This is a genomic window from Candidatus Nitrotoga fabula (genome assembly GCF_905221025.1).
Classification (GTDB): Bacteria; Pseudomonadota; Gammaproteobacteria; order Burkholderiales; family Gallionellaceae; genus Nitrotoga; species Nitrotoga fabula.
This window is the reverse complement of record NZ_CAJNBL010000008.1, coordinates 39,508-53,147: the sequence shown is the minus strand read 5'-3', so window position 1 is coordinate 53,147 and position 13,640 is coordinate 39,508. Positions and strand designations below refer to the sequence as shown.

The 13,640-nt window shown below is 49.3% G+C and carries 13 protein-coding genes; 7 read left to right on the top strand and 6 right to left on the bottom strand.

Going from position 1 to position 13,640, the window contains the following annotated elements; genetic code table 11:
* Positions 1–18: 18 nt before the first annotated feature.
* The 4 genes from rsgA to KJA68_RS03300 are packed head-to-tail and all read right to left on the bottom strand — an operon-like array spanning position 19 to position 2,797.
* The gene (gene rsgA, locus KJA68_RS03315; RefSeq protein WP_213035515.1) at positions 19–891 is read right to left on the bottom strand and encodes a ribosome small subunit-dependent GTPase A; all 873 of its coding nucleotides are present in this window, start codon (positions 889–891) and stop codon (positions 19–21) included.
* Entirely contained in the window at positions 888–1,226 is a 339-nt protein-coding gene (locus KJA68_RS03310) for a 4a-hydroxytetrahydrobiopterin dehydratase (protein ID WP_213035514.1), read from the bottom strand. Before KJA68_RS03310 ends, rsgA begins: the two co-directional genes overlap by 4 nt.
* 6 nt (positions 1,227–1,232) lie before the next feature.
* On the bottom strand, positions 1,233–1,541 hold the full coding sequence (locus KJA68_RS03305) for a c-type cytochrome (RefSeq protein WP_213035513.1): 309 nt from the start codon (positions 1,539–1,541) through the stop codon (positions 1,233–1,235).
* Between the two features lie 2 nt (positions 1,542–1,543).
* Positions 1,544–2,797, bottom strand: a complete 1,254-nt coding sequence (locus tag KJA68_RS03300) for a M48 family metallopeptidase (RefSeq protein WP_213035512.1) — start codon at positions 2,795–2,797, stop codon at positions 1,544–1,546.
* A 139-nt stretch (positions 2,798–2,936) separates the two neighbouring features.
* On the opposite strand from KJA68_RS03300, the gene orn reads away from it, so the two are divergent.
* Complete coding sequence (orn, locus tag KJA68_RS03295; RefSeq protein WP_213035511.1) at positions 2,937–3,482, top strand: oligoribonuclease; 546 nt, start codon at positions 2,937–2,939, stop codon at positions 3,480–3,482.
* 61 nt (positions 3,483–3,543) lie between these two features.
* Here orn and hemH read toward each other — a convergent pair whose 3' ends face one another.
* The gene (gene hemH / locus KJA68_RS03290; RefSeq protein ID WP_213035510.1) at positions 3,544–4,635 is read right to left on the bottom strand and encodes a ferrochelatase; all 1,092 of its coding nucleotides are present in this window, start codon (positions 4,633–4,635) and stop codon (positions 3,544–3,546) included.
* Positions 4,636–4,731: 96 nt separating this feature from the next.
* Positions 4,732–5,751 carry a heat-inducible transcriptional repressor HrcA gene (gene hrcA / locus KJA68_RS03285; protein WP_213035586.1) on the bottom strand — a complete coding sequence of 340 codons (1,020 nt, stop codon included), beginning with the start codon at positions 5,749–5,751 and terminating at the stop codon, positions 4,732–4,734.
* Positions 5,752–7,055: 1,304 nt separating this feature from the next.
* Between hrcA and KJA68_RS03280 the strand changes: the two genes are divergently transcribed.
* From KJA68_RS03280 to KJA68_RS03255, 6 genes are all read left to right on the top strand, one after another.
* On the top strand, positions 7,056–8,504 hold the full coding sequence (locus KJA68_RS03280; RefSeq protein ID WP_213035509.1) for an SUMF1/EgtB/PvdO family nonheme iron enzyme: 1,449 nt from the start codon (positions 7,056–7,058) through the stop codon (positions 8,502–8,504).
* Positions 8,505–9,005: 501 nt separating this feature from the next.
* Complete coding sequence (locus tag KJA68_RS03275) at positions 9,006–9,878, top strand: NAD kinase (RefSeq protein ID WP_213035508.1); 873 nt, start codon at positions 9,006–9,008, stop codon at positions 9,876–9,878.
* Complete coding sequence (gene recN, locus KJA68_RS03270) at positions 9,878–11,551, top strand: DNA repair protein RecN (RefSeq protein ID WP_213035507.1); 1,674 nt, start codon at positions 9,878–9,880, stop codon at positions 11,549–11,551. The genes KJA68_RS03275 and recN overlap by 1 nt, the downstream gene beginning before the upstream one ends.
* A gap of 68 nt (positions 11,552–11,619) precedes the next feature.
* On the top strand, positions 11,620–11,988 hold the full coding sequence (locus tag KJA68_RS03265) for an outer membrane protein assembly factor BamE (RefSeq protein ID WP_213035506.1): 369 nt from the start codon (positions 11,620–11,622) through the stop codon (positions 11,986–11,988).
* A 25-nt stretch (positions 11,989–12,013) separates the two neighbouring features.
* Positions 12,014–12,847, top strand: a complete 834-nt coding sequence (gene dapB, locus KJA68_RS03260; RefSeq protein ID WP_213035505.1) for a 4-hydroxy-tetrahydrodipicolinate reductase — start codon at positions 12,014–12,016, stop codon at positions 12,845–12,847.
* A 63-nt stretch (positions 12,848–12,910) separates the two neighbouring features.
* Positions 12,911–13,519 (top strand): DUF4202 domain-containing protein, encoded by a 609-nt coding sequence (locus tag KJA68_RS03255; protein ID WP_213035504.1) that lies wholly within the window; start codon positions 12,911–12,913, stop codon positions 13,517–13,519.
* Positions 13,520–13,640 lie beyond the last annotated feature (121 nt).

Genomic DNA, 13,640 nt, shown 5'->3' with positions numbered 1-13,640 from the left:
CGAAATTTCAAACGCAGGTCACATCCGGCTTTGGCTGATTTCCTGAAATAATTTTAATCTCCTGGCATGGATTTTCCCTTCCTGTTCGGTTTTCTTTAGTGCGCAGTTTGGTTCATGCATATGGCGGCAGTTATGAAAGTGGCACTGGCCTTGGTAGGCTGCAAATTCCACAAATCCAGCTTCGATAGCGTCAAAATCCAGATGGTGCAATCCGAATGCCTGTATACCGGGGCAATCAATTAGATGGCTATGGGGATTCAGGTGATACAGGCGGGAATGGGTAGTGGTGTGTTTGCCTGAATTCAGGGCGGAAGAAATTTCATTTGTGGCTGCCTGCGCGCCGGGGATGAGTTGATTGATGATGGTGGATTTTCCCATCCCGGATTGCCCTACCAGAATACTGGTGTGCCCTTCCAGGAAAGGAAGCAGAGGAGCAGGGTTTTCCCGGGCGGCTAGCTCCAGGATTCGATAGCCAATCGCCCGGTAAGGATCCAGCTGGGCGCGCGCAGCCTGGGCGGCCTGATGCAAGTCGCATTTATTGAATACAATGAGCGTTTCAAGTTTCTGGTCATGCGCAGCGATCAGGCAACGCGCCAGCAGCTCATCGCTGAAGGGGGGCATGCTTGCCAAAACCACAACAATTTGCGAGATGTTAGCCGCAATCAGTTTCTGGCGACGAGAATCGGACCTGTATAGCAGCGTATGCCGCGGGAGAGTGCATTCGATTACTCCCTGCAGCTCATTGATACGATGAATTTCTACAATATCGCCGCAAGCGTTTTCATTCTTTCTGCTGCGTGTCAGACAGGTCAGCAGTCTCCCATCAGATAGCTCCGCCAGATACTGACGGCGGAAAGTGGCAACGATTTGTCCTTGGATCAGGGATTTCAAATCATTAGCAAGGCATCCACCTTGGCTGCGCAGATGAAGTCGTTTTCCGACAGGGCGTTAATTGCATGCGTACAATATTCCACGCGGCACTGGTTGTAGCGTACAGTCAGGTCAGGGTGATGATTTTCACGGTGCGAAATCCAAGCTACAGCGTTTACGAAAGCCATGGTTTGGTAATAATCCGTGAACTGGAAATCTTTGGCAATACAGTGGTTGGCATGCATCCAGCCATTCAGATTTTTTAGCAAGGCGTCAATTTCATCCTGGGATAACGGATGCGTACCTCCTTCGCAAGGTACGCATCGTTTGCTGGTCAGGTCGCAGACAGATTCCATAAGCGTCTATTTAAACTTGTAAAAACTTTTGTTCAGATAAGCAGCGACGTCGAGTTTTTCTTGTGCGGTAAGCTTTACCCGCGCATTACGCGCGCATACGGTTATCTGGTTTGCCAGCTGTTGGGGGTTGGCTACCTTGCGGTCAGGACGCGTGAAAATTGCATTTCCATCTCCTCCCATTTTTCCATTGTGGCAACTGTTGCACTGGTACTGGTCGAATAATTTTTTACCATTCTCTGGTTTGCCGCCTGCAAATGGGTCAGCATTGGCAATACCGCAATATAACAGAAGCATTCCTGCAATAATTTTTTTCATGATTAGGCTCCTTGTAAAGTTTTTAGATGAGCGATACGCATTAATGCCGGTGGGTGGGAGTCGTAAAAAGTGGAATATAGCGGATCCGGAGTCAGCGTTGCGGCATTATCCTGATACAGATTGACCAAGGCATCTACCAGGTCTTGAGAATTGGTTTTCTGTGCTGCATAGGCATCTGCCTCAAACTCTTGTTTGCGCGAGTAGTAACTCATCACAGGATGCAGCATGAAGCTGAATACTGGCATGATCATAAAAAACAGTAATAACGCCAGCGCGGTGGATTGTGTGGTAATGCCCAGTCCGGCATAAAACCAGTTTTCACCGATTAGCTGGGCAAGCAGCCATAAAAACCCCAAGCTCAGGGTAAAGGTGAGTGCGATCCGTTTCAATACGTGATGCCGCTTGAAATGTCCCAATTCGTGTGCCAGAACCGCTTCTACCTGTTCCGGGGCAAGACGTTGCAGAAGAGTGTCGAAGAATACGATTCGCTTGGTTTTTCCAAAACCGGTGAAGTATGCGTTTCCATGTGAACTTCGCCTGGAGCCATCCATAACAAACAATCCCGATATGGTATATCCACATTTCTGCAGCAAGGCATGAATGCGTGTCCTGAGGGTGTCATCTTGCAACGGAACAAACTTGTTGAACAGGGGTGCGATGAAGGATGGGTAGATGAAAAGCAACAGCAGGTTAAATGTAACCCATACCCCCCATACATACAGCCACCAGTTTGTGCCCATGCGTTCCATCAGCCATAACACTCCGAATAGTAGTGGCAGTCCGAATAGGGCACCAAGCAGCAGGCCCTTGGCGGCGTCAGCCAGATACATGGTCAGCGTCATTTTATTGAAGCCATATTGCGCTTCAATCCTGAACGTGCGGTACAGGCTAAACGGCATTTCAAGCAGTGAAGAAAAAAGCAGTACCGTCAGGATTACCGCTGATCCATGTATAACAGGGTTGGAAAAGATTGTCAACCATAAATCTGCAATTTTCTGTATTCCTCCGCCAAGGGTAAATAAAAGCAGCAGCAGCGAATTGGCTGGCGCATGCAGTATGGCGAGCCAAGTCTTGGCGCTGGTGTAATCTGCTGCTTTTTGATGGGCTGCAAGGCTGATCTGGTTGCGGAAAGCTGTCGGAACCTCGGCGCGATGCGCCTGGATGTATGCAAGATGACGCCGGGCCAGCCAGATTTGGATGATCGTTGTGAGCAGCAGCAGGCCAATGAATATTGCTGAAAAATGGTTCGGGGTCATTTGTCTGAATTTATTATATGCAATCAGTAGGATATAATTTGAATTTGTGCTGGCGCCGGATAATGGTTTTTTTCCGGATGTCTGTGGCAGAATGCCAGATTATCAAGTTATCGGTTTAATCAGGAAATCAAAGCGGATTATGGCACAAAATCAAAATTACCTTGTCTGGATAGACATGGAAATGACCGGCCTGGTTCCGGAAACGGATCGGATCATTGAGGTTGCGCTGGTTGTCACCGATGGTGACCTGAATACGGTTGCAGAGGCGCCTGTACTGGTGGTCCACCAGCCGGATAGTGTGCTGGAAGGCATGGATAGCTGGAATAAATCAACCCATGGAAAATCCGGTCTGATTGAAAAGGTGAAGGCATCCACCCTGGACGATGCGGCAGTAGAATGCCGGATGCTGGAGTTCCTCAGGGAATATGTGCCTGCCCGCATTTCACCGATGTGCGGTAATTCAATCTGCCAGGACCGGCGCTTCCTTGCACGCTGGATGCCGCAGCTGGAAAGTTATTTCCATTACCGCAATCTGGATGTCAGCACGCTCAAGGAGCTTGCCAAACGCTGGAAGCCGGAGGTCGCGCAGGGCATTAAAAAGCACGGCAAGCATGAAGCGCTTGCGGATATTTATGAATCGATCCATGAAATGAAATATTACCGGGATCATTTTATCCGGATTTAGCGAGGAAAGCGGGTTCAGTGATTCCGGCAGTTTGAAGGGGCTACAGTGTGATGATCCCAGGCTAGTGGCTGGCGCCCATTGCCAGGGCCCGCAGACGGCTCTGCTCCAGCTGTGCAGGTTGTGGGTTGTCCAGCCAGCCGTATAGGTTGTCCAGTACCAGGCCGGATAATGCCTGCATCCAGTCTGGCCGTTCGTTGAGGCAGGGAATGTAGTGGTACTCTTCTCCGCCTGCCTGTTTGAACTCGACCTGTCCTTCCATTGCAATTTCTTCCAGGGTTTCAAGGCAATCTGCCACGAATCCCGGGCAAACCACATCCACGCGTCTGGTCTTTTTCATGCCCAGCTCTTTAAGTACGGCCGTGGTGTAGGGCTGTATCCATTCGGTCCTGCCAAAACGCGACTGGAAGCTCACGATATACTGGTCTGTGTCCAGATGCAGGGCTTCGGCAATCAGACGTCCGGTCTTCTGACACTCGCAGTGGTAAGGGTCCCCCTTGTCCAGGGTATAACGGGGTAATCCGTGAAAACTCATTACCAGCTTGTCCGGGCGACCGTGCAGTGTCCAGTGGTCGCGAATATTTTGCGCGGTGGCGGCAATGTATCCGGGGTGATCGTGAAAATGCTTGACGGTACGTAGCGCAGGAATGTTGCGTTGTTTGGTCAGTTCATTGAATACGACATCGAATGCAGTGCCTGTTGCGCTAGCTGCATATTGAGGATACATCGGCATGATCAGGATACGCTGGCAGTTCCGGGTCTTGAGCTCATGCAAAACACTGGGGATGGACGGGTTGCCATAGCGCATCGCGTAATGAACTTCTACAGGCATGTCAGGGGCGCGTTCCTTGAGCTGATCCCGCAGCAGATTCGCCTGGCGTTCCGTGTGCACCTTCAGGGGGGAGCCTTCCGGCATCCAGATACTGGCATATTTGATTGCCGATTGCTTGGGCCTGACGTTCAGGATAATGCCATTCAGGATAAACCACCAGATCAGCCTAGGTATTTCCACTACTCTTGGGTCGCCCAGGAATTCGCGTAGATAGGGCTTGACCGCTTGGGGGGTTGGAGCATCGGGCGTACCAAGGTTCAGCAGTAATACAGCGCATTTTTCAGGTGTGCCGTGAGAAAAAGTCGGCTCAGTTAAGTAGGTCATATCATTTTCCAGTGATCTGCTATCAAGAGTACCATACATGCCGACGATCGGCATATCTGGACCAGGATCCTGTCATATCTGGAGCGGTTTGTAATCCTAGAATTGTGATAATGCATTGCTGAGCAGCCGGGATGTGATGTCTACAATGGGCACCACTTTTTCATAGTTCATCCGCTTAGGGCCGACCACTGCCAGTGTCCCGATGATTTTTCCGCTGGAAGTGTATGGTGCGCTGACTACGCTGCAATCGTCCAATCCGGGCAAGCCGGATTCATTGCCGATAAAAATATGCACCCCGGGTGCCTGACGGCTTACATCCAGCAGTTGCAGCAATTCAGTTTTTTGTTCGAACACATTGAACAGGCTGCGCAGTTTTTGCATGTTGGAAGAAAGATCGTTTACATAAAGAAGATTGCGTTCCCCACTGATTACGTAATCTTCCGTTTTTTGGGAAATAGCCGCATCGCCAGCCAGGATCGCTGCGCTCATCAGGGTGGTCAGATCGTTTTCCAGCTCGTGTAATTCGGATAGAACGCGCTGGTGGATATCGTGGAAAGGGCAGTTTGCATAGTGCTGGTTTAAGAAGTTGCCTGCTTCCGTTAGTTGTGATTGGGTATAATCCTTGTGTGTGAGCAGAACCCGGTTTTCCACTTCGCCGTTAGGCATGACGATAATTAGCAAAACCCTTTTCCTGGATAACCGTAAAAATTCCACATGACTGACCGTGATTGCGTCGCGCTTGGGTGTTGCGACTACTCCTGCGAAATGGGTGAGTTCTGAAAGCAGGTTGGATGCCTGCATCAGCAAACGGGAAGGGTTGTCAGGTTGCAGCTGGTTTTCCAGTTGCTGCACCCGGGCGCTGTCAAGAGGCTGCACTACCATCAGTGTGTCGATGAACAGGCGGTATCCCAGCGCAGTTGGAATACGTCCGGCGGAAGTGTGAGGGCTGCTTACCAGCCCCATTTCTTCGAGATCCGCCATGACATTGCGAATGGTGGCTGTGCTGACATCCAGCCCGGAAAATTGCAGCAGGGCTCGAGAACCTACTGGCTGGCCTTCATTGATATGGCGATCGACCAGGGTTTTAAGCAGAATTTGTGCACGTTCATTCAGGATTTTTGACATGTCTTGAATCTGGATTCGATATTGTGATTCTGGATGTTGGCGAGTTTGGTGAGTAAGCTGCTGCGGATGTGTGACTTAAATGGATTCTGTATAGCAGAAACATGGATAGAAGTTCACAGCCAGGCCGTTTTCCTGTTTGACCCAAGTTACATGGTTCCGTTTTAACTATCAGGATGGATATCTTTAATTATCAATTTCTGGCCGGGAAGTACCAAGTATGGTTTATATCCGGCAGTAGAAAGGAAACATACCATCAATTGTTGCTGCAGTTTTCCGTTTTAGCTCTATGAAATTTCTTCATTCTTGTCAAGATGAATAATGCTTCATTATTGTATAATGGAAATTTACATGGACAGATGCTAGAAGTCCAGTACCCATGGAACAACTCAATTTTTAACTCGATATTCAGTGTACCTGATTAATTTTAAATCAATTGTCGCCAGTCAATCCATTATTCCCGGTTTTTGTTGGATGGTACGGCTTGAGTACCGCAAGTAATACGCCCCATTGTTGCATTCATCTTTCTCAGAAACTGTTTCAGTCACTGCCCAATACTTCAGAACACTGAAACTCCGCTGCATCGCACTTCCCTATTTTAATGAACTGAATATCCCTGTCCTCGCAAGTCATCGTCATGGGGATGAATAAATCAGCGCGTCCTTTAAGGCAGGTTGACATAATTTAATATAGATTTGCGAACGGGTTTAGTATTTATTTTGATGAAGCAAATTTCAAAAGATTAGCGCTCTGTATAGTGTGCTTAAATTCCTAATATTTTCCTTTGTAATTTATTTTGCATCAATGAGTTTGGTCGAGGCTTTTGGGTAGACTGTATTGTTCCCAATTGCGATATGTTTTTTCGCAAGTAAACGTATGGGTTTTTCTTATCTGCCTGTAGCATGAGGTGCAGAAGGTTTTGTTCATTTCGGTCCTAATGTTTCGGTCCGGGATGAGGTCAAACTCTGTCACCAGTCGAACTCTGTCACCAAGAGTGCGGCAGTCTGCTAATATAGCGATAAATTGATACGTCCGGTCGTGGCACAGGAAAGACCCTGTGGGTCGAATTTTGTTGTTTTGGGGATCGGGTTGAATGCGGGCAATGGATTAGCTTAGCCAGAATCTGCCTTTTCCTGTAGGACTCTTGCAATTTGTCCTTAAGAGGTATGGCTTTTTTTCAGCGACCAGTTGTTGCAAAGATGAACATGCGGACTGCGTCAACGAAGAGGAAATGGTGGTTACAATTTTTAGACCCGGAAAATTTTCCACCACAATCATTATGTTAAAACGGAGAAACCATGAAAGCAGTTTATATTTCAACCCTGCTGGCTCTATCTTTTGCCACGCTTACGAATGCATATGCGGCGGAATCCACGCTAAGTGTAACCTGTAGAGGCAATGATGTGGGTGCGGAGGTGTTGGTCAATGGGAAATTCAAGGGGGAATGCCCTGTAGATGTGCTTGTGCCTGAAGGCAGGTTAAATTTGAAGGTGCAGAAAGAGGTGGATGTTTCTACTGTACGCCTGTTTGAGCAGGAAATCCGCATTGGTGACAATGTGACCAAAACGGTTAATGTGGTGTTGGGTGCGTCGCAGCCCAAGGTGGGCAAGCCACATGCTCAGGATTTGACCCGGGATGAGATGAAAAAGGGTTCTGTGCTAAGTATCACATGCAGGACGGATGAAATGAATGCCGATGTTTATGTGGACGGTACGCACAGAGGCACATGCCCTGTGGATGTGAGAGTGTCCGAAGGTACGTCGAAGTTGCGCGTTCAGAAAAAGGTGGATGCATTCAATGAGCGTATATTTGAGCAGGAAGTCCGTGTGGGAGACGGGGTGGTCAAAAATATTGTGGTGCAATTGGACGTGTTACAGCCTAACACCGCGATTCAGCAAGCTAAACCCGAACAGGCGGAAGTAAAAACAGGAAAATTCCAGGATTGCAAATATTGCCCTGAGATGGTGGTGATTCCTGCAGGGAGTTTTGATATGGGTTCGCCGGATCATGAGGCTGGGCGCAATGTTGATGAAGGCCCGGTTCATCGGGTTACCTTGCCATCTTTCGCTATGAGCGAAACCGAAGTTACGCGCGCGCAATTTGCGGTGTTTGTACATGAAACCAAGCACGACCTGGGTGACTGCTGGGCAGTAAACGAATATGGGTGGATTAATCCCGCTGGCCGCTCGAGTGATCTGGCTGCTGAGGTAAGTTTGGACAACCGCCCAGTCAGCTGCGTGAACTGGTTTGATGCGCAGGCCTATGTACAATGGCTAGCCAAGAAAACAGGCAAGACCTACCGTCTGCCGACGGAATCGGAATGGGAGTATGCCGCCCGGGCCGGCACTACGACTGCTCGGTACTGGGGGGACGACGTGGGGCAGAACAATGCCAATTGCAGTGACTGCGTGCATAAGTGGGATGCTGCAACCAATCCCTGGGAGGGAGAGCAGGCTTCACCGGTAGCCAGCTTCAAGCCCAACGCTTTTGGTCTGTACGATATGCTGGGTAATGTATGGGAGTGGACGGAAGATACCTATCATAGTAATTATAAGGGTGCCCCTGCGGATGGGAGCGCCTGGGTGCAAAAAACAGCGGGGAATGAAAGGATTGTCGGGCGCGTGATACGTGGAGGCTCTTTCAAGAACCATTCGCTTTTCATGCGCTCGGCTTTCCGCATGGGAATTGAACCGATTAAGCGTTATGACTACCGATTCGGGATTCGTGTCGTGAGATCCCTGCCATGATTTTTTGTCCATCCACCGAAAAAAACAGGTCGGGGTTGCCGATAAGAAAAGGTGGACGGAGTCAGCTGGGTTTCGGAGCCGCTTGATTCATTGTATGCGGTGATAGGTCGCTGTCAGTGTAAAATTTTGTGGTGTATGGACTGCTGCGAGAGCAGGATAAAAGATGGTGGATTACGTATGAACGGAATGGCCATTGAATATTGGGGTTCCGGTTTCAGTATTATAGCTAACCATGAATTCTTTTATTTGATGGCGATCTGGTTGCTTTCTGGGGTCATGGGCCTGAAGTGGATCATGTCTGGATCGATTTTCGAGAGTGCAGTCCATTTTGCGATTGGGTTTTAAAGCTGAATCCAAGTCTCAGCCAGGGCATATCCGCAGATATTGGGTTTTTTGGGTAACTTTGCTGGATTACGGGCATCCATTCTCTCCAGAACAGGTCATGCAGGGTTCAGAGGCACGCGCAATTGCAAGGGTATCGGGTTCACCTCAATTTGTCCTATGAATTTTCCATTTAAAACTGTCGCGCTGATTGGGAAATACAGGGCTCCGGAAATCACCGGGCCGCTGTTGCGGTTGGCGGATTTTCTTTCCGGACTGAATGTTTCAGTAGTTGTGGATAGTCTTACGGCAGAAAATCTGAAGCAGCATGAGTATGGCGTGCAGGCCTTGGAAGCGATGGGCGGAAAAGTTGACCTGGCAATTGTACTGGGGGGCGATGGAACCATGCTTAACATCGCCCGTACCCTGGCTCCATCGGGTATTCCGCTGGTGGGGGTAAATCAGGGGCGGCTGGGGTTTTTGACCGATATTTCTCTCGATACCATGCAGCAAACCATGGGGGCGATGCTGGCTGGGGATTTTGTCACGGAGCAGCGCATGCTGCTGTATACGCGTATCGTCCGCAATGACGTAGATGTATTCAGTTCGCTGGCGTTCAATGAAGTGGTTCTGCATCGTGGCAATATCAGCAGCATGATTGAGTTTGATGTGCATGTCGATGGTGAGTATCTTTACCGGCAGCGCGCAGATGGTCTGATTGTGGCCACCCCTACGGGTTCGACCGCATATGCGTTATCTGCCGGCGGCCCGATTTTGCATCCGTCGCTCGATCTGATCGCTCTGGTTCCTGTCTGTCCGCATACGTTGAGTAACCGTCCGATCGTTGTGAAAAGCGAATCTCTGCTGGAAATTCTTGCGCGGGGCATTACAGAGGTGCGCGTGCATTTTGACAGCCACGCCCATTTTCAATTACAGGAGAATGACAAGGTGGTGATTAGTCGTTATCCACAGCCAGTGTGTTTGTTGCATCCTGTAGGCCATAGCTATTACCGCACATTGCGTGAAAAATTGCTTTGGAATGTGTCACTGTAATGTTGAGATTTCTCTGTATCCGCGATTTTGTCATCGTTGATTTTCTTGAACTGGATTTTTCACCTGGATTCACGGTTCTTACCGGTGAAACCGGTGCTGGCAAATCGATCCTGATCGATGCGTTGTCCCTGGTGCTTGGAGAACGGGGGGATGCAGGAATGGTACGCAGCGGTTGCGGGTGTGCTGAGATCAGTGCAGAATTTGATATTGCCGGCCTGCCGGATTTGCAAGCCCGCCTGTGTGAACAAGAACTTGGCGGAGACGGAAGCGCATGTTTGTTTCGCAGAATTCTGGATGCCAGCGGGCGATCGCGGGGTTTTATTAACGGGCGCAGCGTCACGCTGCAGCAGATGCGTGAAATGGGGTCGTATTTGCTGGATATACAGGGGCAGCATGCACATCAATCCCTGCTGCGCCCAAATATGCAGCGTGCCTTGCTGGATGCCTACGCGGGCCTGGAGAATGAAGTGGGAATACTGGCGGGGCTTTTTCGTGAATGGCAAGCGTTACGATACCGTCAGGTTGAACTGAAAAGCAGATCGGAAGGCACGGTTGCGGAACGGGAGTTGCTTTCTTTTCAGAAGCGAGAGCTGGAAATGCTGAATTTTAGTTTACCAGCATGGGAGGAGCTGCAGGAAGAGTATGCACGTCTTTCACATGCCGCCAGCCTGATGGAAATTGCACACTCAGGTATGGAGTTGCTGGGTGATGCGGAGACTGCCTGTCTTAACCAGTTGAATGCATTTGCGGTGAGACTGCGCGACAGTGTTCAATTTGACGGCGCCTTACAAAATATACTTGATATGGTGGAAAGCGGCCGTAATAATGTTCAGGAGGCGGTATATGCATTACGTCATTACCTGCATAAGCTGGATATTGATCCGCAAAGATTGCGTGAGCAGGAGCAGCGCATCGCCGCGGTCATGGATGTTGCACGTAAATATCGTGTTGCCCCTGAGCAGCTCCCAGCCGTTTTGCAGGATATTCTCACGCGACTGGACGCAGTGATAAGTGATGATGACCTGGATGCGTTGGCGCAACAGGAAACCATCGCGCGGGATCAGTATCAATTTGCTGCGAATGAAATAAGTTCCGCGCGCAAAAAAGCTGCCGAAAAGTTATCCGCTGTAATCACGGATTTGATGCAAAGCCTGGCCATGCAGGGAGGCAGGCTCATCGTCGCGCTAAAACCCCTGGTGGAAGGAAATGCCCATGGGTTGGAAACAACAGAATTTCAGATTGCAATCAATGCGGGCTCTCCATTAAGTAGTCTGGCAAAAGTGGCATCGGGGGGAGAATTGGCGCGGATCAGTCTGGCAATCCAGGTGGCAACCAGCCAGGCAGCAACTGTTCCGACTCTGATTTTTGACGAAGTGGATAGCGGTATAGGCGGAAAGGTAGCAGAAATTATCGGAGCATTGTTAAAACGCCTGGGGCGGCGGTATCAGGTAATTTGTGTCACGCATTTACCGCAGGTTGCTGCCATGGCAGATACACAATGGCAGGTGAACAAAGCCATCCGGAGTGGCATCACGGTCAGCTCGATTTCCGTTCTCAGCCCAGAAGAGCGCATCGAGGAGATTGCGCGCATGTTGGGTGGGGTAATCATTACCGGGACTACGCGTAAACATGCAGCAGAAATGCTGGAAGCAGGGTTGAGTTTGCCATCCTGAACTTGTCGTGCTGTAACAGGTTTGATGTATCATTTGACTCTCTTTTCATTTTATTCAGTTCTAAAATTATGCATATCCGGTTCATTGTCCTTGCCTTTCTGCTTGCTTCGTGCAGTGAGATTGCCACGCCCAAGCTGCCTTCCTTTACTGCCCATAAGATGGAAATAACCCAGGGGAACATGATCACTGCAGAAATGCGGAGCAAGCTCAAGGTGGGGATGACGCGTTCTCAGGCAAAGGCCATTCTTGGTACTCCGTTGGTTCATGATGCTTTTCATGCTAACCGTTGGGATTATGTTTACAGGTTGGAGCAGAAGGGAAAACTGGTTGAAAGGCAGCGCATGACGCTCTATTTTGAGGGGGAAAACCTGGCGCGCATTGATGATGTGGACATGCCTGTGTTGCCAGCTACGGCAGGAGTCCCCGGTTTGAATTAGCTTGGGAATATTCTAAGGAGTAACAATGGAGAAGATAAAAACCGTAATTGCCGGTTGCAGTGGACGGATGGGCAAGGCTTTGCTGGAAGGCATTCTACAGTCAGGCGATTTGACATTACATGCAGCCCTGGAGCACGCTTCAAGCTTGCATCTTGGGAAGGATGCCGGAGAGCTGGTGGGGGGGGCATGTGGGGTGAAAATTACTGCCGGTCTGGATGAGGCTCTGCAGGGAGCGGATATCCTAATTGATTTTACCCGTCCGGAAGGGACAATGCTGCATCTGGAAAGATGTATCAAATATGGCGTGTCCATGGTGATTGGTACCACGGGTTTTTCTGCTGAACAGAAATCACGGTTGAATGCCGCATCCAAGCAGATTGGTATGGTGTTTTCTCCCAATATGGGTGTTGGCGTAAACCTGGTTTTCAAGCTCCTGGAAATGGCGTCCAAGGTGTTGAGTCATGGGTATGATATTGAAATTATTGAGGCGCATCACCGGCATAAAGTAGATGCGCCTTCGGGCACTGCCCTGGGCATGGGCGAAGTCATTGCACGAACCTTGGGCCGCGACCTCGGGCAGTGTGCCGTATATGGCCGGGAAGGAGTCACGGGGGAACGCGATCCTTCCACGATCGGCTTTGCAACTGTTCGGGGTGGCGATATTGTGGGAGATCATACTGTTTTATTTGCGGGTATCGGCGAACGTATTGAAATTACTCACAAGGCTAGCAGTCGTGCTACATTTGCTCTTGGCGCACTTCGCGCTGCGCGTTTCCTGCAAGAGAAGTCTGCTGGCATGTTTGACATGCAGGATGTGCTTGGGCTGAAATCAGCCAATGGTAGCGTGGATCGGGATTAAAAGGGGTCGATGCATGGCGCGGTAATGTTGTCTGAATTGCGCTGAAATATGGAAGATAGGAGCATGATCCTGAATATTCAACGCTTTGAGCAAGCAGTGGCCAAATTGGATGCCGCTAATGCTGCGGACCCGAATCAGGAGGTTTTTGAAGGAGTGTGCTACCCGAAAGAGCTCCTGTACGCCAGACGCATGAGTGCCATGCTGCAGAATTTTGTACCAGATCCCTCGGAAGTATTACAACTGGCAGCTCGTTGCCAGCATATTTGTCGCTGGAAAATTCCGCGCAGCAAATATCCCATGGATACGGTCGGGTATAATTGCTGGCGTATCGAATTGTACAAGTTTCACTGTGAAGTAGCTGGTGAAATATTGCGTGAGGTAGGATATGGCGAATCAGTGATTGCTGATGTCCAGTCCTTGTTGCGTAAGGATCGCATCAAGACTAATCCGGAGAGTCAGATACTTGAAGATGTTGCCAGTCTGGTATTTTTACAGCATTACCTGGAAGATTTTATAAAAAAATTCAGTTCTTTTGATGAAGATAAGTTCATGAATATTCTTCGCAAGATATGGAAAAAAATGTCAAGTGAAGGACGTATTGCAGCATTGAAACTGAATGTCCATGCGGAATTATATGACCTTTTTGGCAAGGTTTCAGTTTCTGCTGGATGAATGCTCATATTTGATGCCCCTTATACTATGCGTGTATAATTGTGCTGTGCCAAATGCGGGATGGAACAGTACTGTGAATCCCGCTTTTTTATGTCATTTATGCGGTTGCCCGAATGTTTCA

Coding starts and splice junctions, on each gene's coding strand:
- KJA68_RS03310 (WP_213035514.1), bottom strand. CDS start 1,226: ATGGAATCTGTCTGCGACCTGACCAGCAAACGATGCGTACCTTGCGAA.
- KJA68_RS03305 (WP_213035513.1), bottom strand. CDS start 1,541: ATGAAAAAAATTATTGCAGGAATGCTTCTGTTATATTGCGGTATTGCC.
- KJA68_RS03300 (WP_213035512.1), bottom strand. CDS start 2,797: ATGACCCCGAACCATTTTTCAGCAATATTCATTGGCCTGCTGCTGCTC.
- orn (WP_213035511.1), top strand. CDS start 2,937: ATGGCACAAAATCAAAATTACCTTGTCTGGATAGACATGGAAATGACC.
- hemH (WP_213035510.1), bottom strand. CDS start 4,635: ATGACCTACTTAACTGAGCCGACTTTTTCTCACGGCACACCTGAAAAA.
- KJA68_RS03280 (WP_213035509.1), top strand. CDS start 7,056: ATGAAAGCAGTTTATATTTCAACCCTGCTGGCTCTATCTTTTGCCACG.
- KJA68_RS03275 (WP_213035508.1), top strand. CDS start 9,006: ATGAATTTTCCATTTAAAACTGTCGCGCTGATTGGGAAATACAGGGCT.
- recN (WP_213035507.1), top strand. CDS start 9,878: ATGTTGAGATTTCTCTGTATCCGCGATTTTGTCATCGTTGATTTTCTT.
- KJA68_RS03265 (WP_213035506.1), top strand. CDS start 11,620: ATGCATATCCGGTTCATTGTCCTTGCCTTTCTGCTTGCTTCGTGCAGT.
- dapB (WP_213035505.1), top strand. CDS start 12,014: ATGGAGAAGATAAAAACCGTAATTGCCGGTTGCAGTGGACGGATGGGC.
- KJA68_RS03255 (WP_213035504.1), top strand. CDS start 12,911: ATGATCCTGAATATTCAACGCTTTGAGCAAGCAGTGGCCAAATTGGAT.